Origin of the sequence: Comamonas nitrativorans, assembly GCF_042654765.1 — a bacterium.
In the GTDB taxonomy this organism is placed as follows: domain Bacteria; phylum Pseudomonadota; class Gammaproteobacteria; order Burkholderiales; family Burkholderiaceae_C; genus Comamonas; species Comamonas nitrativorans.
Window position 1 is genome coordinate 161,156 of the sequence record NZ_JBHSEW010000004.1, and the last position, 17,911, is coordinate 179,066.

Consider the following 17,911-nt stretch of genomic DNA (forward strand, 5'->3'; position numbering starts at 1 on the left):
GATGCTCCTGCCCACCGCCAGCGAAACCCCGGCCGCCGTTGCCCTGCCCGATCTGCCCAAATCCGACCTGAATCTGGTCTGGCTCGATTGCGAAATGACGGGGCTGAACCCGGCCACCGAGCGCATCATCGAAATCGCCGTGATCGTGACCGACGCCAACCTGCAAGTGCGCGTGCCCGGCCCGGTGCTGGTCATCCACCAAAGCGACGCCCTGCTGGACGCCATGGACGCCTGGAACAAGGGCACGCACGGCCGCAGCGGCCTGATCGAGCGCGTGAAAGCCTCCACCCTGACCGAGGAAGACGCACAAGAGCAACTGCTCACTTTCCTGCGCCGCTACGTGCCCAAGGGCAAAGTGCCGCTGTGCGGCAACAGCATCGGGCAGGATCGGCGCTTTCTGGCCCTCTACATGCCCAAGCTGGAAGCCTATCTGCACTACCGCAACGTGGACGTCAGCACCCTGAAGGAGCTGGCCCGGCGCTGGAAGCCCGAAGTGGTGAAATCCTTCAAGAAGGCCCAGCGCCACACCGCCCTGGCCGACGTGCTGGAATCCATCGACGAATTGCAGCACTACCGCCGGCATTTTCTGGCGCTATGAGAACGTGTTTACAACACGTTCTGACAAAAAACAACAAACGGGCTATAATCGTGGGCTTGCCTGATCAGGACTAACCCTAGGGCAAGTTTGCCGCATCTTCCCATCACACACACCGGGCAAGTTCGTGCCAAGGCCGTTTCCATGAAGCCGCCAGCACCAGGACGCCAAAGGCCCACCGCGATGCCGCTGCACCCTGCAGCCCCACGCATCGGACGGAACTGTTTGACGGTGGATGTTTCCCCGTAACCGTTCAAAACGCAGCCATTTCCTTTTTTACGTCCACTGCCGTGCAGTGGCGTGGCCGCGTTGTTGTTTGCATCACTATGAATACTCAAAATCAAGAGCAGAGCCTGCAGGCTGCTGCTGACGTGGCCGTGTCCATCTCCGTACAAGAAACCGTTCAGGAAACGGCGCAGGAAACCCTGCAGGACGTGCAGGAACAAGGCCCCAACCCGTTTACAGCCCTGGGCCTGGACGCCGCCCTGGTGCGTGCCGTGACCGACCTGGGCTACACCCAGCCGACCGAAGTGCAGGCCAAGGCCATCCCCCTGGCCATGGGCACGGGCAATGCCGACGAAGCCAGCATCGACCTGATGGTGTCCAGCCAGACCGGCTCGGGCAAGACCGCCGCCTTCCTGCTGCCCGTACTCAATACCCTGATTGCGCAAAAGGCCATCGAGGCCGCTGCCGAGCAGGCCGAGTTCGAGCGCCAGCGTGCCGAAGCCGCCGCCAGCGGCGAACCGGCCCCGAAACGCGCCAAGCGCAAAAACCCCATGCAGACGCGCAACTTCAAGGCTGCCGTGCCCGGCGCCCTGGTGCTGTGCCCCACGCGCGAGCTGGCCCAGCAGGTGGCGCACGACGCCATCGAGCTGGTCAAGCATTGCAAGGGCCTGCGCATTGCCAACGTGGTGGGCGGCATGCCCTACCAGATGCAGATCGCCAAGTTGCAAAACGCCGATCTGGTCGTGGCCACGCCGGGCCGCCTGCTGGACTTGCAGCGCTCCATGCAGATCAAGCTGGACAAGGTGCAGTTCCTGGTGGTCGACGAGGCCGACCGCATGCTCGACCTGGGCTTTGCCGACGATCTGGAAGAAATCCACCAGATGACCGCCCAGCGCAAGCAGACCATGATGTTCAGCGCCACCTTCGCCGCACGCATCCAGCAGCTGGCCCTGCGCGTGATGCACGAAGGCGGTGCCAACGTGCAGAAAATCACCATCGCCACGCCCCAGCAAAAGCACGACAACATCCAGCAGAAGCTGCACTGGGCCGACAACGCCCAGCACAAGCGCAAGCTGCTGGACCACTGGCTGCGCGACACCACCATCAACCAGGCCATCGTGTTCGCCTCCACCCAGGTCGAATGCGACGGGCTGGCGCAGGATCTGGCCGAAGCCGGCTTCTCCGCCGCCGCCCTGCACGGCGCACTCAGCCAGGGGCTGCGCAACCGTCGCCTGCGGGCGCTGCGCGAAGGGCAGATTCAAATCCTGGTGGCGACCGACGTGGCCGCACGCGGCATCGACGTGCCCACCATCACCCACGTCTTCAACTACGGCCTGCCCATGAAGGCCGAGGACTACACCCACCGCATCGGCCGCACGGGCCGCGCCGGGCGCGAAGGCATGGCCGTGACCTTTGCCGAATTCCGCGACCGCCGCCGCGTGTTCGACATCGAAGGCTTTACCCGCCAGCAATTCAAGCCGGAAACGATCGAAGGCTTGGAACCACAGCAGCGCATGCCCAGCGCCAACGAAGGCCGCCGTGGCGGCCCGGGCCGGGGCGGCGACCGCTTCGGCGGTGAATCGCGGGGCCGTGGCGGCTTCGGTAACGGCAGCAGCAACGGCTATGGCCGCAAGAGCGGCTTCGGCGGTGGCTTTGGCGGCAGCGAACGCCCCCGCTTTGGCGAGCAGCGCCGTGACGAACGCCGCGACTTTGGCGGCGAGCGCCGTGATTTCGGCGCTGAACGCCGCAGCTTCGGCGACCGTCCGCCGCAACAACGCGAGGGCGGCGAGCGCAGCGGCTTCGGCGGCGGCGCAGGCCGTGGCTTTGCCCCGCGCCGCGAGGGCGAGGGTTTCGGCGGTGGCCGCGACTTCGCCCAGCGCGAATTTGCGCCGCGCCGTGACGGCGAAGGCTTTGCCGGCCGGGGCAAGCCCTTTGGCGAACGCAGCGAAGGCCGCCGTTTTGACGGCGAGCGCCGTGGCGGCGGCTTCGGTGGCGGCAAACCCGCCGGCAAGCCCTACGAGCCGCGTGGCGGCAAGCGCTTTGTGCGCGAACATTAAGCACGTGTTTACGCGCTGAAAAAACCGGCCTTTCGAGGCCGGTTTTTTTGCGCTGTTTTTCTATTTCAATAGCTGTTACCGCTTTAATTACAATGATTTCAGATAGAAAACCATCTGAAATCGTTTGAATACCTGCGAAAGCAGCTATTCTTTAAAAAGAACCTCAAGCATCCGCCCGCCCCCACCACTGGTTGCCGAACTGGCCCTGCAACCAGGCCACGAACAGCTTGACCTTGGTCGGCACCAGGCGCGGCGAGGGGAAGACGGCGTGGACTTCCTGCTGGGGCAAGGCCCAGTCGTCCAGCACGCTCACCACCTGCCCGGCGTGCAGCGCCTTGTGCGCCACGTAGCGCGGCAGGGCGGCGATGCCGAAGCCTTCGCGGGCAGCGGCCAGCAGCATGGACAGGTTGTTCGAGCGCAGCCGCCCGCGCACCGTGACGCTGGCCTGCCGCCCGTCCACGCCCTGCAATTGCCAGCGCTCGTCGCCCTGCACCGAGCTGTAGATCAGCACATCGTGCCGCGCCAGCTCTTCCGGCAGCACGGGCCGCCCGTGCGCCTGCACGTAGCCGGGCGCAGCCACCAGCACCCAGGGGTTCAGGCCCAGGTAGGCCGCGCCCAGGCTGGAATCGGCCAGCTTGCCCAGGCGCACGGCCACGTCCACGCCCTGCTCGATCAGGTTCACGTAGCGGTCGTCGCAATGCAGCTCGATGTGCAGTTCGGGGTTGATGCGCATGAACTCCATCACCAGCGGCGCCATGACGCGCCGCCCGAAGGCCACCGAGGTGTTGATGCGCAAACTGCCCTGCGCCTGCGTTTGCAGCAGGGCGGCGACGGAGCTGGCCTCGTCTGCGTGCAGGCAGATCAGGCGGCATTTTTCGTAATAGAGCAGGCCGATTTCGGTGGGCGTGACGCCGTGCGTGGTGCGGTGCAGCAGGCGGGCGCCCAGTTGCTGCTCCATACGGTTGATCTGCTTGGTGGCAGCGGGCTGGCCGATGCCGATTTCTGCCGCCGCCTTGCTGAACGAGCCGAGATCGACGATGCGCACAAAGAGGCGGATATCCTGTATACGTTCCATAAGCAGCATTCCACCATGGAATAAGCATCATGCGCAAGGCGGGACTTCCAGAAAGAAGGTGTCGCTTTCATCATTGCAGCCAACACATAACCACTGTCCAAGGAGTAATAACAATGGCAAAGATGAAGGCTGCAATGGCCGCTGTGCTGATCATGGAAAAGGAAGGCATCACCCAGGCCTTCGGCGTGCCCGGCGCGGCCATCAACCCGCTGTACGCCCAGCTCAAGGAGCGCGGCACCATCGCCCACATCCTGGCCCGCCACGTGGAAGGCGCATCGCACATGGCCGAAGGCTATACCCGCGCCAGGCCGGGCAACATCGGCGTGTGCCTGGGCACCTCCGGCCCGGCGGGCACGGACATGATTACCGGCCTGTATTCGGCCCAGGGCGATTCGATTCCCATCCTGTGCATCACCGGGCAGGCGCCTGTGGCCCGCCTGCACAAGGAAGATTTTCAGGCCGTGGACATCGCCACCATCGCCAAGCCGGTGACCAAATGGGCCGTCACGGTGCTGGAGGCAGCGCAGATTCCCGGCGTGTTCCAGCAGGCGTTTCACCTGATGCGCTCGGGCCGCCCCGGCCCGGTGCTGATCGACCTGCCGTTCGACGTGCAGCAGACCGAGATCGAGTTCGACATCGACACCTACGAACCCCTGCCCATCCACCGCCCCCAGGCCACGCGCAAGCAGGTGGAAAAGGCGCTGGACATGCTCGCCCAGGCCGAGCGCCCGCTGATCGTCGCTGGCGGCGGCATCATCAACGCCGATGCCGACAAGCTGCTGGTGGAGTTTGCCGAAATCACCGGCATCCCTGTCATCCCCACGCTGATGGGCTGGGGCAGCATCCCCGACGACCACCCGTTGATGGCAGGCATGTGCGGCCTGCAAACCAGCCACCGCTACGGCAACGCCACCATGCTGGCCAGCGACTTCGTCATCGGCATCGGCAACCGCTGGGCCAACCGCCACACCGGTTCCACCCAGGTGTATTGCGCCGGGCGCAAGTTCATCCACATCGACATCGAACCGACGCAGATCGGCCGCGTGTTTGCGCCGGACTACGGCATCGTCTCCGACGCCGGGGCTGCCTTGGCCCTGCTGGTGGAAGTGGCGCGTGAACGTAAAGCCGCCGGGCAACTGCCTTGCCGCAAGGCCTGGGCTGCCGAGTGCCTGGAGCGCAAGACCTCCACCGACTACCTGCGCAAGACCAATTTCGACGCCGTGCCGATGAAGCCCCAGCGCGTCTACCAGTGCATGAACAACGCCTTTGGCCGCGACACCACCTACGTCACCACTATCGGCCTGAGCCAGATCGCCGCCGCGCAGTTCCTGCACGTCTACCACCCGCGCCACTGGATCAACTGCGGTCAGGCCGGCCCGCTGGGCTGGACGGTGCCCGCCGCCCTGGGCGTGTGTGCCGCCGACCCCGAGCGCCAGGTCGTGGCCCTGTCCGGCGACTACGACTTCCAGTTCATGATCGAGGAGCTGGCCGCCGGTGCCCAGTTCAAGCTGCCCTACATCCACGTGGTGGTGAACAACAGCTACCTGGGCCTGATCCGGCAGGCGCAGCGCGGCTTCTCGATGGACTACTGCGTGCAGCTGGGCTTCGACAACGTGAACCCCGATGAAAATCTGCCCCAGGGCTACGGCGTCGATCACGTCAAGGTGGTCGAAGGGCTGGGCTGCAAGGCCATCCGCGTGCAGCGCCAGGAGGAAATGGCCCCGGCCATCGAACAGGCCCGCGCGTGGATGCAGGAATACCGCGTGCCGGTGGTGATCGAGGTGATCCTGGAGCGCGTGACCAACATCGCCATGGGCACCGAGATCGACAACGTCACCGAGTTCGAGGACCTGGCCAGCTCCAGCGCCGACGCGCCCACCGCTCTGGCCGCGAAAATGGCCGAAGCCATGCTCGACTGACTGACTTCCCCCCTATTGCATTGTTTCAAGGAGACTTTTATGCCGCAACTCAGCGCCAACCTCAGCATGTTGTTCACCGAACGGCCTTTTCTGGAGCGCTTTGCCGCTGCCGCCCAGGCCGGGTTCAAGGCGGTGGAATTCATGTTCCCCTACGCCTTCAGCGCCGAAGCCATCCAGGCCGAGCTGCAAAAGCATCAGTTGCAACTGGTGCTGCACAACCTGCCCGCCGGGGACTGGGAGGGCGGCGACCGGGGCATTGCCTGCGACCCGGCCCGCGTGGAGGAATTTCGCGCCGGGGTGGCCCAGGCCATTGCCTACGCCAACGCCCTGGGCGTGCCGCGCCTGAACTGTCTGGCAGGCAAGGCACCGGCCGGCGTGGATACCGCCGTGGTGCGCCAGACCCTGGTGGACAACCTGCGCTTTGCCGCCCAGGCGCTGGAGCAGAACGGCATCCGCCTGCTGGTGGAGATGATCAACACCTTCGACATCCCCGGCTTCTACCTGCACGGCACCAACCAGGCGCTGGCCCTGCTGGACGAAGTGGGCAGCCCCAACCTGCAACTGCAATACGACGTCTACCACATGCAGCGCATGGAGGGCGAGATTGCCGCCACCCTGCAAAAGCAGCTGCCGCGCATCGGCCACGTGCAGATTGCCGACAACCCGGGCCGCAACGAACCGGGCACGGGCGAGATCAACTACGCCTTCCTGTTCCGCCACCTGGACGCCATCGGCTACCAGGGCTGGGTGGGCTGCGAATACAAGCCCGCCGGCCAGACCGAGGACGGCCTGGGCTGGATCAAGGCGCTGACCTGAACCTGAACCGTCCGCATTCACCCGCAAGCAAGCAAAAATTTTTTCATCGATTCAAGGAGACAACACAATGACCGCACCTCTGAACATCGGCTTCATCGGCCTGGGCATCATGGGCACCCCGATGGCGGGCCACCTCATCGCCGGGGGCCACAACCTGGCCGTCTACACCCGTGGCAAGCTGCCGGACACCATCGCCCAGACCAGCGCCAAAGCCTGCGCCAATGCCCGCGAAGTGGCCCAGGCGTCGGACATCATCATCCTCATGGTGCCGGACACGCCGGACGTGGGCAACGTCCTGTTCGGTGACAACGGCCTGGCCGAAGGTTTGAGCGCAGGCAAGGTGGTGATCGACATGTCCTCCATCTCCCCGGTGGAGACCAAGGAATACGCCGCCAGGGTCGAAGCCCTGGGCTGCGACTACCTGGACGCGCCGGTTTCCGGTGGCGACGTGGGCGCGAAGAATGCCACCCTGTCCATCATGTGCGGCGGCAAGCCCGAGGTGTTCGAGCGCGTGCAGCCCGTGCTGGCGCTGCTGGGCAAGAACATCACCCTGGTGGGCGGCACGGGCGACGGCCAGACCTGCAAGGTAGCCAACCAGATCGTCGTGGCGCTGACCATCAACGCCGTGGCCGAAGGGCTGCTGTTTGCCGCCCGCGCCGGGGCCGATCCGGCCAAGGTGCGCCAGGCACTGATGGGCGGACTGGCGACCTCGCGCATCCTGGACATCCTGGGCGAACGCATGATTGCCCGCAACCCCAATCCGGGCTTCCGTATCGCGCTGCACCAGAAGGACTTGAACCTGGCGCTGACCGCCGCCCGCCAGCTGGGCCTGGCGCTGCCCGCCACCAGCACGGCACAGCAATTGTTCAGCGCCTGCATCTCGCACGGCGGCGCGGCCTGGGACCACTCGGCCATGGTGCGGGCGCTGGAAAAGCTCTCCAACTTCGAAATCCAAGCCAAGGAATAAACCACCATGCACACGGCCCCCATCCTGCGCGAAATGTTCGAGGCGGCCATCGCCTCGGCCCAACCCCAACGGTGCGTGCCGCCGCACCTGCCCCGGCCGCAAGACGTGAAGGGCCGTTTGGTCGTGCTGGGGGCGGGCAAGGCCTCGGCGGCCATGGCCCGCGCGGTGGAAGACCACTGGCGCGGCCCCCTGACCGGCCTGGTCGTCACCCGCTACGGCTACGAAGTGGCCTGCCCGCGCATCGAAATCGTGCAGGCCGCCCACCCCGTGCCCGACGCTGCGGGGTTGCAAGCTGCCCAGCGGATGCTGGCGCTGGCCGACAGCCTGACGGCGGACGACGTGGTGCTGTGCCTGATCTCGGGCGGCGGCTCGTCCCTGCTGCCCCTGCCGCTGCCCGGCATCAGCCTGGAAGACAAGCAGGCCATCAACCGCGCCCTGCTCGCCAGCGGCGCCAGCATCGGCGAGATGAACACCGTGCGCCGCCACCTTTCCGCCATCAAGGGCGGGCGGCTGGCGGCAGCCTGCCACCCGGCCCGCGTCATCACCCTGCTGCTGTCGGACGTGCCAGGCGACCACCCGGCGGACATTGCCTCCGGCCCCACCGTGGGCGATGCCAGCACCTGTGCCGACGCGCTGGCCATCGTGCGCCGCTACGGCCTGCAACTGCCCGCCCATGTGCTGGCGGTGCTGGACAGCGGCACGGGCGAATCGGTCAAGCCCGACGACCCGCGCCTGGCCGGGCACGCCACCCACATCGTCGCCGCGCCCCAGCAGGCGCTGGAAGCCGCCGCCCAGGTGGCGCAAGGCCACGGCTTGAGCGCCTACATCCTGAGCGACGCCATCGAGGGCGAAGCCCGCGATGTCGGCAAAGTCCTCGCCGCCCAGGCCCTGCAGGTGGCCGAGCGCGGCCAACCGTTTGCCGCACCGTGCGTCATCCTTTCGGGCGGGGAAACCACCGTCACCCTGCGCGGCCAGGGCCGGGGCGGGCGCAATGTGGAATGCCTGCTCTCCTTTGCCATTGCCACCCGGGGCCACCCGCGCATCCACGCACTGATGGGCGATACCGACGGCGTGGACGGCATGGAGGAAATTGCCGGGGCGCAGATCGCCCCGGACACGCTGGAACGCGCCTTTGCCCTGGGCCTGCACCCCTTGCGCAGCCTGGACGGCAACGACGCACACAGTTTTTTCGAGGCGCTGGGTGCCAGCGTCGTCACCGGCCCGACGCTGACCAATGTGAACGACTTTCGCGCCATCCTCATCACCGCCTGACTTTCATTCATCGCCATCGATGGCCCCTTAAGGAGCACCACCATGCACCGTTCTCGCCGCGCCAAAATCGTCGCCACCCTGGGGCCTGCCAGCTCCAGCCAGGACATGATCCGCACCCTGTTCACCGCCGGGGTGGACGTGTTCCGCATGAACTTCAGCCACGGCAGCCATGCCGACCACGCCGAGCGCTTTGCCGCCGTGCGGGCGGTGGAGCAGGAGTTCGCCCGCCCCATCGGCATCCTGGCCGACCTGCAAGGCCCCAAGCTGCGCGTGGGCCGCTTTGCCGACGGCCCGATTGTTCTGGCGCAAGGCGCAGCCTTCCGCTTCGACCTGGATCCCGCCCTGGGCACCGCACAGCGCGTGCAACTGCCGCACCCGGAAATTTTTGCCGCCCTCGTCCCCGGTGCCGAACTGCTGCTGGACGACGGCAAGCTGCGCGTGCGTGTCGAGCGCTGCGACGCCCAATCGGCCGACGTGACCGTGCTGGTCGGCGGCAAGCTGTCCGAGCGCAAGGGCGTGAACGTGCCCGGCGTGGTGCTGCCGATTTCGGCGCTGACGGCCAAAGACCGTGCCGACCTGGACACCGCCCTGAAGCTGGGCGCGGACTGGATTGCCCTGTCCTTCGTGCAGCGCCCCGAAGACATCCACGAAGCCCGCCAGCTCATCCAGGGCCGCGCCGGCATCCTGGCCAAGCTGGAAAAGCCCGCCGCCATCGACCGGCTGGAAGAAATCATCGCCGCAGCGGACGCCATCATGGTCGCCCGGGGCGATCTGGGCGTGGAACTGCCTGCGGAGCAGGTGCCCGCCATCCAGAAGCGCATCGTCAAGCTCTGCCGCAAGCTGGGCAAGCCGGTGATCGTCGCCACGCAGATGCTGGAATCCATGATCGAAAGCCCCGTGCCCACCCGCGCCGAAGCCTCCGACGTGGCCACCGCCATCTACGACGGCGCGGATGCTGTCATGCTCTCGGCGGAATCGGCCGCCGGCAAATACCCGGTGGAAGCGGTGACGATGATGAACCGCATCATCGAAGGCACCGAGGCCGACGCGCAGTACCGCCAGTTGCTGGACGCCTCGCACACCGCCGCCGACAGCGCCGCCACGGCCGACGCCACCGCCGCCATCTGCTGCGCCATGCGCCGCGCCGCCACCTTGCTCAAGGCGCAGGCCATCTGCTGCTTCACCACCTCGGGCCACACCAGCCTGCGTGCTGCGCGGGAACGCCCCAGCGCCCCCATCCTCAGCCTGTCGCCCGAACTGCAAGTGGCCCGCAAGCTGGCCCTGGCCTGGGGCGTACACAGCGTCCATGCGCCCAATATCGTCCATGCCGAATCCCTGGCCCCCGAAGCCTGCCAGGTGGCCCGGGAACAGGGCTTTGCCGCCCCGGGCGGCTCCATCGTCATCCTGGCCGGGATGCCCTTCGGGCAAAGCGGGACGACCAACATGCTGCGCATTGCCGTGGTGGAGTAACAGCATCAAAAAAAGAAGCTTCTACCGATTGCTATTCAAAGGATTCAGATATTTTTGTATATGAAATCATTTGAATACCAGCGGTAGAAGCTCCTTTATAAGTAGCTAAAACAGATTCTAGCGTTTTAGAACTTGTACCCCGCCTGCAAAGTCCCCGTCACCCCTTCCTTCTGCCCAAAGTAGCCCTGCACGCCCACGCCCAGCGTCAGCGCCTTGTTTTTCAGCGGGCGCACGTTCAGCCCCAGTTCCACCAGACCGCTGTCGCCCTTCATGCTAGGCGCGTCGATTGGCACGCCGTTGGTCGTGGCGCGGGCCTTGCCATCCAGTTCGTTTTCGTAGCCTGCACCCACATAGGCGCTGACCGTTGCGTTCAGCCCCTTCGTCAGACGGGCACCCAGGCGCACGCGCTGCGAGGTCACGGCGTCGAAGGCCACCGTTTCGCCGGTGGACAGTTTTACCGTGTCGCCGCTCTGGCGCTGCCAGACGTAGTGGGCATAGGTGTCCAGCCCCAGGCTGTCGCTCAAGGCCCAGACCTTGCCCGCGCCGATGTGCGAGCCGACGTAGTGGGTCTTGCTGTCGTAGCTGCCCAGGGCGTTGGAGCGGTAATCCTGCTCCGCACGGCCAGCACGCAGCGATCCTTCCACATACACCCCGCTGTCCAGCGCGTAATGGCCCAGCACGCCCAGGCCGTAGGAGCGGGTCTTGCCATCGCCGCGCACCGTGCCGGTGGCGAAGTTATTGAACGACGAATAGTTGCCGTGGCCGTACTCGAAGAAGCCGCCCACCGTCAGCTCGCCGTTGTCCTGCTGCAAACCCTTGGCAAGACCGGCCACCAGATTGAAGCTGCGCACATTCACGTGCGAACCGGTGTTGTTGCGAATCGATCCGCCGCCCGTCGTGCCAAAGCTTTGCCCAGCAGCACTGCCGCCTGCGCCCGCCACCGCGCCCACGGCCGCTGCCGTGCCTTGCGAGGAAGCAAAGTCGGCCGCCGCCGTCAGTGCCGCCGCCCCGGCCACAAAGCCTTCGGACAGGCTCTTGGCCGATTCGGTCGCCCCGCGCTGGGTGACGGTGGAGGTCAGCGTGTTGCCGTTTTGCTGGGTATCGAAGGTGTATTCGATGGTCGAACCTTGCAGGCCATGGGTTTTGATCGTGCTGTCGGCTTTCAATTCGCCCGCTTCGATCAGGTTCACCGTCTCCCCTACGGCCAGCACCGGGTCGCTACCCTGCACACGCACGCCAATCGAGCTGCCTTGAATATTGGCAGTGCCCGTCACCGTCAGAATGGTGTCGCCGCTTTGCGTGTTTTCCGGCAGGGCGAAGTTCAGGAACTCGAAGTTGCCCACTTCCTGCACCGTCAGGCCGTTGACATCCACTAGGTTCAGCGTGTTGCCGGTGAACAGGTCGTTTTTTGCGGCAGGTACGTTTATTGCGGCGGGTACGACAACACCTTCATCGTGATCGTCGTCTTCGATGTAGCCGCCAAACAGGCGGGCCTGGCTCAGATTGGCCTTATTGCCTTCAATGGTCACGGTGTTGTGTGTGACGCTGCCATTCTTGGATCCCCCCCACACACTACCGCCCGCAATCAGGTAATCAATGGTGCCGCCCTTGATAAGAACGGTGTTGCCCGAGGCCGTGCCACTGAACACCTCCGCACCGACAACATCGATTACCGTGCCACCGCGGATTTCCACCGTGTTGTTGCGTGCATCGCCTTCGCCACTGAAACCTCCGTGGATTCCGCCCACCGTGCCGCTGTGCAGAATGACTTTGTTGCCATCGGCATTACCGCCCTGTTTGGAATCCACCACACCGCCCACCACCCAGGCGCTGCTTTGGATATTGCTGATTTCCACCGTGTTGTTCGAGGCTGTTCCGGCAGTGTCGCCCCTGCTGAACGTCCGCCCGCCGTGGATTTCTCCATAACCAGTACCGCCAGTCAGCGTCACGGTATTGCCATTGGCGTTGCCGTTGAGGGCGAGGCCACCGGAGACATTGCCAGCGATGGTGGCATCGCCGTCAATCAGCACAGAATTGTTATTGGCATTGCCGCTGCCTTCCATGGCTTCACCGCCAGCAATCGCAGCCTCATAAAAGCCGAGAATTTCCCCGCCGTGAATGGTGACCGTGTTGTCCGTCGCATCGCCTTTGCCATTGGCCGCGCCGCCGCTGATGCCCCGCACCTGACCGCCGTGCATGGTGACGGTGTTGCCGCTGGCTGCGCCGCCTTCTTCACTGTCCACCACGCCGCCCACCACCCAGGCATTGCTCTGGATATTACTGATGGTGACGGTGTTGTTCGACGCCGTAGCGCCCGCGCCAAAAGTGCGGCCACCGTGGATTTCGGTGGCAGTTTCGCCGTTAGCGGCGGTGTACGCAGGTGCGTTGAACGTGCCGCCGCTGATGGTCACGGTGTTGCTATCGGCATTGCCGTTTTCACTCAAGCCGCCGGTCACATAGCCGTCCACCACGGTATCGCCGTCAATCACCACCGCATTGTTGTTGGCGTTGCCGCTGCCCTTCACATACGCGCCTGCCACGCCGACGCTGGTGCCGCCGCTGTTTTGATTGCTTTCGGTGACATCGCCCTGCACCCTGCCGCCGTTGACCACCACTTTGTTGCCCGTGGCGCTGCCGCTGCCATCTGGGCTGACAAATCCGCCGAGCAAGGTACCGACTTCGCTGCCGGTAAACGTGACCGTGTTGTCATTGGCGTTGCCGCTGCCAGACTCCACGCTGCCGCCCGCTACATCCACACCTGAAAGTGCCGCGCTGTTGATCGTGACGCTATTGCCCGATGCCGAACCTGCGCCCTCAATCACCTGGCCGCCCATGACTTCGTACACGCCGCCATAGCCGCCTGTGTTCAGCGTCACGCTGTTGCTATTGGCGCTGCCGGTTTCGCTCAGGCCACCGACGATGGTGCCTGCAAAGTCCACAGGCACGGCCATCTCTACGGCAGTGCCAGCCAGCGTCAGGCTATTGCTGTTGGCACTGCCATCCTGGCTATGGCCGCCGACGATGGCTTGTTCCCCCGGCTCAAAAGGATTGGCCACGATGGCGCTGGTGGGAATGTTGGAGCCGCCCACGGCGTTGACCACATTGCCATTGGCATCAGCGGCCTGCACCCACAGGGGCAGGCTCAGAGCCGTGGCGGTGATGGCAGCTTGAATGGCCGTGGAAAGCGGGTGGCGGATAAAAGCCGGATGTTGGTGCGAAGGCATAAATCTCCCGAATGAGTATTACTTGGTTACATGGAAATTGATGAGTATATACATCAACACATGTAGTGTTTTTAATACAAAACCCGTATTGGGCACCATTCGCGCCCATGACTGCCTCGTGCCCTTCGCCCTTTCCCGTGCCCAAGCCCGTCACACTGGCAGTGGCACTGGGGCGGCGCGTGAAGGAATGCCGCCATCAGGCCGGCAAGTCGCAGGAAGAGGTGGCATTCGAGGCGGGTATCGACCGCACCTATATCTCCGCCGTAGAGCGCGGCGCGGCCAATCCATCGGTAGAGGCACTAGCCAACATCTGCCATGTGCTGGGCGTGACGCTGGCGGAGCTGTTCCAGCCGCTCGACGGCGTCTCCCTGGCCCCCACCGGCCAGCGCCGCGCCAACGCAGCGCGGCCTGTGCGCGTGCAGCGCCAGCGGCTGCGTTAGGGATGCTCTGCACGAATCATCGTGCCGTGGGCCTCTGCGGCCTCGGGCGGTCTGCGGCGTTGCAAATCCTCGCCATAGCACCGCTATGACTGCGGTTTGCGCCTAGCAGATCATCCCGATCCGCATCCTGCACACCTTCACGCCGAGATCGTGAACAGGTTCTGAGTCGCTATCGCCACACCCTGAAGGGGGTAACTAGCAAAAATATTTTTCCAAATGCTGTCAGGATTCCGCGTCTTGGCACGACTAGATCACCGTGTACGTCTTGTGCATGCCATTTTCTAGGAGTGAAAAATGACCGCCCTGAACATCAAATCTGTTGCAACGATTGCTGCTGCTCTTATTGCTTCTTCGGCCTGGGCTGCAGGCGCAGCTGAACAAAAGTGCGGCGCGGGAACCTGCGGCAAAAAAGAGATGACCTGCAAATCTGGCGCCCAGTGTGATGCGTCGTGTAGCAAGAAAGACAGTGCTTGCAGCAAGAAGGATGCTTCCTGCTCCAAAAAAGACGCGGCTTGTTCCAAGAAGTGAAGGAGCATGGCCATGGCTGGATTGGGTTACCGTCGCGAAATGGCCGACTGGGACATGTCGCTGGTTCTGGCTGACTTCTTCGAAGTTGCTCCCGAGAACTGGATACGACGTGATCGCAGCCCTTTGCATAGGCTGCGAGCATCCGGCCGGCCTGTGCATCTGCACGGTGTATCTCTGAACTTGGGCGGAGACAGTGCCATTGATCACAGTTTTTTACGGGATGTCCGTGCCTTGATGGATGAGCTGGGCACCACCAGGTATTCAGACCACCTGGCGGCCAGTGGAGATGCCCATCAGCTGTATGACCTGTTCCCCATCCCTTTCACCAAGCAAGAGGTGCGACGGGTGGGAGACCGCATCCGGCTGGTGCAGGACATCCTGGGGCAGCAGATTGCGATAGAGAACAGCACTTGGTACACCAACATCGGTGACATCCCTGAGCCCGACTTCTTGAACGCTGTCGCCGAGTGGGCCGATTGTGGTGTGCTGCTGGATCTCAACAACATCGTGGTCAATTACAAGAACCATGGGCAACACACTTTGCAGGAGTTTGTGACACGTGTGGATCTGGCACGCGTCAGTTACGTCCATGTGGCTGGGCATGAGTTCGATGCACGCTTTGGCCTTTTCATTGACACCCACAGCGAGACCGTGGAAGAGCAAACCATGTCGATGGCTCTACAACTTCAGCGCACACATGGTTTGCGGGTGCTGTTGGAGTGGGATAACGATGTGCCCTCTATGGACACACTCAACCAGGAACTCACATGTCTAACTCCTTTTATGACTACGTGAGAGGGCGCAGCGAGGCAGTGCCTGCTGGGTACACCCTGTCAGGAATGCGTGCCTACCGCTATTTGGTCTATCTGGGAGCTAGCCAGATGGTGGAGGCCAATTTCCCGATGTTGCGCACGCAGCTGGGGGAGCAGGAGTGGCGTTTGCTGATTGAAGGGTTCGTGCGCCAATCTGTTTGGACATCACCATATTACGGAGATCTGCCTCATGACTTCATGGCTTATCTTTTGCGAGAAAGCGCAGAAATACATGCGTGACCTGGGACTGCTTGGACTCAGGCTGTGGGCAGCGCAGGAGTTTTTGTTCGCTGGTTGGACCAAATTGAGGGCTGGCGGATCTGCTCCAGCATGGTTTGCAGGACTGGATTTTCCTTTCCCGCATCAGTTGCTGGGAGCACAACTGAACTGGCTGGCAGCAGGAATCGGTGAGGTAGCGCTAGGCTTATTGCTCCTACTGGGGTACAAGAGCCGATTCGCGGCGTTTGGCCTGATCTATATCACCTACGTCGCTGTCTATACCGTGCACTTCGATCTGGGCTGGGCAGGTTGGCGGGCCATTGAAACCGATGAAGGTCAGGGGTTTAAGGTTCCTCTCATGTTGGGACTGATGCTGTTCGCCGTGCTGACCCAGGGGGCTGGGAGATTTTCACTGGACGCAGCGCACGCAAGAATGTCATCAAAGTCCAATCAGGCTTCATCAAAGCAAGCTTTTTCTTCCTAGCAATACGCCGTATGAGTCTGGTGATCGACGACAGGGCGCAGTGGATATGCCAATGGCGCGGGCCCATGCTGCGGTTTGCTTGCCTGCATTTAAGCCCACGCGAGGAAGCCGAGGACGCTGTGCAAGATGCGTTGATTGCATTGTTGGAGATCGATTTCGACAAGCTGCAAGCGGCTGACCCCAAGCGCTACTTGTTCGGAATTCTCAAGAACAAGATCACGGATCGGCTACGCAAGCGGTATAGCGGCGAGGTCAGCTACTGCGAAGCGTTTTCGGACGACCTTGACGTTTATTTGTTCAATGAGCGCAGCCATTGGATAGAGGGCGTCGCTCCAACAGGTTGGCACAGACCAGATGAGCGGCTGCAAACAGATCAGTTTTTTGCTGTGGTCGATCTGTGCGTGCACAACTTACCGACCAAGCCAGCCCAAGTGTTCAGCATGAAGGAGTTTCTGGAATGCGATACCGATGAAATCTGCACCACTCTGGGCTTGAGTAAAACCGATTACTGGCAGTGCATGAGCCGTGCCCGCAAACAGATACAGCTGTGCTTGAGCCAGAAGTGGTTCGGGGGTGCCAGCCTATGATGACCTGCAAGCAATACATCTTTCACATCACATCGGGGCAATCGCAGGAAGCAGGTGCTATCGACCGTTTTTGGGCCGCTCAGCACCGACTCATCTGCCACCGTTGCCGGAATTTCACTCGAAACGACCAGCAACTTTCCGCAATCCTCAAAGACTATCGGGACAACATTCTTGATCCCGATAAACCTGTGAAGAGCTGATTTGTCTTTCTGAATGAATGGATCAGCGATCCACACAACCCCGACCCAAAGCCGACTAGAGGCCGGAGCCCGACCAGGACACCAAAACCCAAGGGCTTGCGCCCTTGGGTTTTTTTATGGGTTTTTACATTGCGCGTTGCAGCGTTGCCAGGCGCAGCGCCAGGCCGACAAAGACCAGCCCGGCCAGACGGTTGAGCAGCCGTTGCGCCCGCGCCGAGCCTTGCAGCAGGCTGCCGAACCAGCCGCTGAACAGGGCGATGGCGCTGAACACCAGCAGCGTGGCCAGCATGAACACGCTGCCCAGCACCACGATTTGCAGGGCGATGGCCCCGCGTCCGGCGTCGGCGAACTGCGGCAGCAGGGCCAGGAAGAAGATCAACACTTTGGGGTTGGTGATATTCATCACCACACCCCGCCCGACCATGCGCAGGGTTTGGCGCCAGGACAGCGGTGCAGCGTGCGTCGCTGTTGCCGTAGCGCTGACCTGAACGGGCGCACGCAGCGCTCCCCAGGCCAGATACAGCAGGTAGGCTGCCCCGGCCAGCTTCAGCACCGTGAAGGCCGCAGGCGATGCGGCCACCAGCGCGGCCAGCCCGAAGGCCACGGCGGCGGTGTGCCCCAGGATGCCCAGGCACAGGCCGACGACCACGGCCAGCCCCACGCGCCAGCCGCGCTGGGCCGATTGCATGAGGACGAACAGGTTGTCCGGCCCCGGACTCAGGGCCAGCAGCACGCAGAGACTGAAGAACGCCGTCAGCGTTTGCAGGGTGGGCATGGGTGGAACGGGGGCAGATGGTCAGCGCCGGGGCGTTACTGCCGGGTCGGCGCTGCAGCGTGGGTTGTTGAACGGCCCGCTGCCGCGCGTCCAGCCCTGGTCGGGCATGAACTGGGCGCAGACACGCACGTCGCTGTCCAGGCGGCTGTGCCACCAGTACCAGCTTGCCGGGGCGGCGCTGCCCCACAGCGGGGCGCTGCACAGCAGGAGCAGGGGGATGCGGCGCAGTCGGCGGGCGGGCATGGT

The 17,911-nt window shown here is 63.5% G+C and carries 18 protein-coding genes; 13 read left to right on the plus strand and 5 right to left on the minus strand.

The genetic code is table 11. The features are described 5' to 3' along the window. The first annotated feature begins 1 nt into the window (after position 1). A complete protein-coding gene (gene orn / locus ACFO3A_RS06190) occupies positions 2–598 on the plus strand; it encodes an oligoribonuclease (protein WP_377724897.1) in 597 nt (198 codons plus the stop codon). A gap of 8 nt (positions 599–606) precedes the next feature. On the opposite strand, the gene ACFO3A_RS06195 is transcribed toward orn, so the two are convergent. Continuing rightward, a complete protein-coding gene (locus ACFO3A_RS06195; RefSeq protein ID WP_377724898.1) occupies positions 607–939 on the minus strand; it encodes a hypothetical protein in 333 nt (110 codons plus the stop codon). On the opposite strand from ACFO3A_RS06195, the gene ACFO3A_RS06200 reads away from it, so the two are divergent. Continuing rightward, positions 922–2,877 (plus strand): DEAD/DEAH box helicase, encoded by a 1,956-nt coding sequence (locus ACFO3A_RS06200; protein ID WP_377724900.1) that lies wholly within the window; start codon positions 922–924, stop codon positions 2,875–2,877. The genes ACFO3A_RS06195 and ACFO3A_RS06200 overlap by 18 nt on opposite strands. A gap of 163 nt (positions 2,878–3,040) precedes the next feature. Here the strand turns inward: ACFO3A_RS06200 and ACFO3A_RS06205 are convergent, their stop codons facing one another. Beyond that, positions 3,041–3,952, minus strand: a complete 912-nt coding sequence (locus ACFO3A_RS06205; protein WP_377724902.1) for a LysR family transcriptional regulator — start codon at positions 3,950–3,952, stop codon at positions 3,041–3,043. 113 nt (positions 3,953–4,065) lie between these two features. Here ACFO3A_RS06205 and gcl point away from each other — a divergent pair, with 113 nt between their 5' ends. From gcl to pyk, 5 genes are all read left to right on the plus strand, one after another. Then, positions 4,066–5,871 carry a glyoxylate carboligase gene (gene gcl / locus ACFO3A_RS06210; RefSeq protein WP_377724904.1) on the plus strand — a complete coding sequence of 602 codons (1,806 nt, stop codon included), beginning with the start codon at positions 4,066–4,068 and terminating at the stop codon, positions 5,869–5,871. Between the two features lie 39 nt (positions 5,872–5,910). Next, positions 5,911–6,687 carry a hydroxypyruvate isomerase gene (gene hyi, locus ACFO3A_RS06215; protein WP_377724905.1) on the plus strand — a complete coding sequence of 259 codons (777 nt, stop codon included), beginning with the start codon at positions 5,911–5,913 and terminating at the stop codon, positions 6,685–6,687. Positions 6,688–6,754: 67 nt separating this feature from the next. Further along, positions 6,755–7,654 (plus strand): 2-hydroxy-3-oxopropionate reductase, encoded by a 900-nt coding sequence (locus ACFO3A_RS06220; protein WP_377724906.1) that lies wholly within the window; start codon positions 6,755–6,757, stop codon positions 7,652–7,654. Positions 7,655–7,660: 6 nt separating this feature from the next. Continuing rightward, the gene (locus ACFO3A_RS06225; protein ID WP_377724907.1) at positions 7,661–8,926 is read left to right on the plus strand and encodes a glycerate kinase type-2 family protein; all 1,266 of its coding nucleotides are present in this window, start codon (positions 7,661–7,663) and stop codon (positions 8,924–8,926) included. Positions 8,927–8,968: 42 nt separating this feature from the next. Next, on the plus strand, positions 8,969–10,396 hold the full coding sequence (pyk, locus tag ACFO3A_RS06230) for a pyruvate kinase (protein ID WP_377724909.1): 1,428 nt from the start codon (positions 8,969–8,971) through the stop codon (positions 10,394–10,396). Positions 10,397–10,521: 125 nt separating this feature from the next. Here the strand turns inward: pyk and ACFO3A_RS06235 are convergent, their stop codons facing one another. Further along, positions 10,522–13,620, minus strand: coding sequence for an autotransporter outer membrane beta-barrel domain-containing protein (locus ACFO3A_RS06235; RefSeq protein WP_377724910.1), 3,099 nt, complete (start codon positions 13,618–13,620; stop codon positions 10,522–10,524). A 107-nt stretch (positions 13,621–13,727) separates the two neighbouring features. Between ACFO3A_RS06235 and ACFO3A_RS06240 the strand changes: the two genes are divergently transcribed. From ACFO3A_RS06240 to ACFO3A_RS06265, 6 genes are all read left to right on the plus strand, one after another. After that, positions 13,728–14,060: a helix-turn-helix domain-containing protein gene (locus ACFO3A_RS06240; RefSeq protein WP_377724911.1), complete on the plus strand. Its 333-nt coding sequence runs from the start codon at positions 13,728–13,730 to the stop codon at positions 14,058–14,060. Between the two features lie 294 nt (positions 14,061–14,354). Further along, complete coding sequence (locus ACFO3A_RS06245) at positions 14,355–14,588, plus strand: hypothetical protein (protein WP_377724913.1); 234 nt, start codon at positions 14,355–14,357, stop codon at positions 14,586–14,588. A gap of 12 nt (positions 14,589–14,600) precedes the next feature. Next, complete coding sequence (locus tag ACFO3A_RS06250) at positions 14,601–15,383, plus strand: MbnB/TglH/ChrH family RiPP precursor modification enzyme (protein ID WP_377724915.1); 783 nt, start codon at positions 14,601–14,603, stop codon at positions 15,381–15,383. Continuing rightward, positions 15,356–15,640 carry an HvfC/BufC family peptide modification chaperone gene (locus tag ACFO3A_RS06255; protein WP_377724916.1) on the plus strand — a complete coding sequence of 95 codons (285 nt, stop codon included), beginning with the start codon at positions 15,356–15,358 and terminating at the stop codon, positions 15,638–15,640. Before ACFO3A_RS06250 ends, ACFO3A_RS06255 begins: the two co-directional genes overlap by 28 nt. Next, the gene (locus ACFO3A_RS06260) at positions 15,591–16,103 is read left to right on the plus strand and encodes a DoxX family protein (RefSeq protein WP_377724917.1); all 513 of its coding nucleotides are present in this window, start codon (positions 15,591–15,593) and stop codon (positions 16,101–16,103) included. The genes ACFO3A_RS06255 and ACFO3A_RS06260 overlap by 50 nt, the downstream gene beginning before the upstream one ends. Before the next feature lie 11 nt (positions 16,104–16,114). Continuing rightward, positions 16,115–16,690: a sigma-70 family RNA polymerase sigma factor gene (locus ACFO3A_RS06265; RefSeq protein ID WP_377724918.1), complete on the plus strand. Its 576-nt coding sequence runs from the start codon at positions 16,115–16,117 to the stop codon at positions 16,688–16,690. Positions 16,691–17,014: 324 nt separating this feature from the next. Here the strand turns inward: ACFO3A_RS06265 and ACFO3A_RS06270 are convergent, their stop codons facing one another. Together ACFO3A_RS06270 and ACFO3A_RS06275 are read right to left on the minus strand one after the other, a co-directional pair. Next, positions 17,015–17,665: a LysE family translocator gene (locus ACFO3A_RS06270; protein WP_377724920.1), complete on the minus strand. Its 651-nt coding sequence runs from the start codon at positions 17,663–17,665 to the stop codon at positions 17,015–17,017. Positions 17,666–17,686: 21 nt separating this feature from the next. Then, on the minus strand, positions 17,687–17,908 hold the full coding sequence (locus tag ACFO3A_RS06275; RefSeq protein ID WP_377724923.1) for a hypothetical protein: 222 nt from the start codon (positions 17,906–17,908) through the stop codon (positions 17,687–17,689). Between the last annotated feature and the right edge of the window lie 3 nt (positions 17,909–17,911).

Coding starts and splice junctions, on each gene's coding strand:
- ACFO3A_RS06255 (WP_377724916.1), top strand. CDS start 15,356: ATGTCTAACTCCTTTTATGACTACGTGAGAGGGCGCAGCGAGGCAGTG.
- ACFO3A_RS06220 (WP_377724906.1), top strand. CDS start 6,755: ATGACCGCACCTCTGAACATCGGCTTCATCGGCCTGGGCATCATGGGC.
- ACFO3A_RS06205 (WP_377724902.1), bottom strand. CDS start 3,952: ATGGAACGTATACAGGATATCCGCCTCTTTGTGCGCATCGTCGATCTC.
- ACFO3A_RS06245 (WP_377724913.1), top strand. CDS start 14,355: ATGACCGCCCTGAACATCAAATCTGTTGCAACGATTGCTGCTGCTCTT.
- ACFO3A_RS06260 (WP_377724917.1), top strand. CDS start 15,591: ATGACTTCATGGCTTATCTTTTGCGAGAAAGCGCAGAAATACATGCGT.
- ACFO3A_RS06235 (WP_377724910.1), bottom strand. CDS start 13,620: ATGCCTTCGCACCAACATCCGGCTTTTATCCGCCACCCGCTTTCCACG.
- ACFO3A_RS06240 (WP_377724911.1), top strand. CDS start 13,728: ATGACTGCCTCGTGCCCTTCGCCCTTTCCCGTGCCCAAGCCCGTCACA.
- ACFO3A_RS06275 (WP_377724923.1), bottom strand. CDS start 17,908: ATGCCCGCCCGCCGACTGCGCCGCATCCCCCTGCTCCTGCTGTGCAGC.
- ACFO3A_RS06270 (WP_377724920.1), bottom strand. CDS start 17,665: ATGCCCACCCTGCAAACGCTGACGGCGTTCTTCAGTCTCTGCGTGCTG.
- ACFO3A_RS06200 (WP_377724900.1), top strand. CDS start 922: ATGAATACTCAAAATCAAGAGCAGAGCCTGCAGGCTGCTGCTGACGTG.
- hyi (WP_377724905.1), top strand. CDS start 5,911: ATGCCGCAACTCAGCGCCAACCTCAGCATGTTGTTCACCGAACGGCCT.
- orn (WP_377724897.1), top strand. CDS start 2: ATGCTCCTGCCCACCGCCAGCGAAACCCCGGCCGCCGTTGCCCTGCCC.
- gcl (WP_377724904.1), top strand. CDS start 4,066: ATGGCAAAGATGAAGGCTGCAATGGCCGCTGTGCTGATCATGGAAAAG.
- ACFO3A_RS06250 (WP_377724915.1), top strand. CDS start 14,601: ATGGCTGGATTGGGTTACCGTCGCGAAATGGCCGACTGGGACATGTCG.
- ACFO3A_RS06265 (WP_377724918.1), top strand. CDS start 16,115: ATGAGTCTGGTGATCGACGACAGGGCGCAGTGGATATGCCAATGGCGC.
- ACFO3A_RS06225 (WP_377724907.1), top strand. CDS start 7,661: ATGCACACGGCCCCCATCCTGCGCGAAATGTTCGAGGCGGCCATCGCC.
- pyk (WP_377724909.1), top strand. CDS start 8,969: ATGCACCGTTCTCGCCGCGCCAAAATCGTCGCCACCCTGGGGCCTGCC.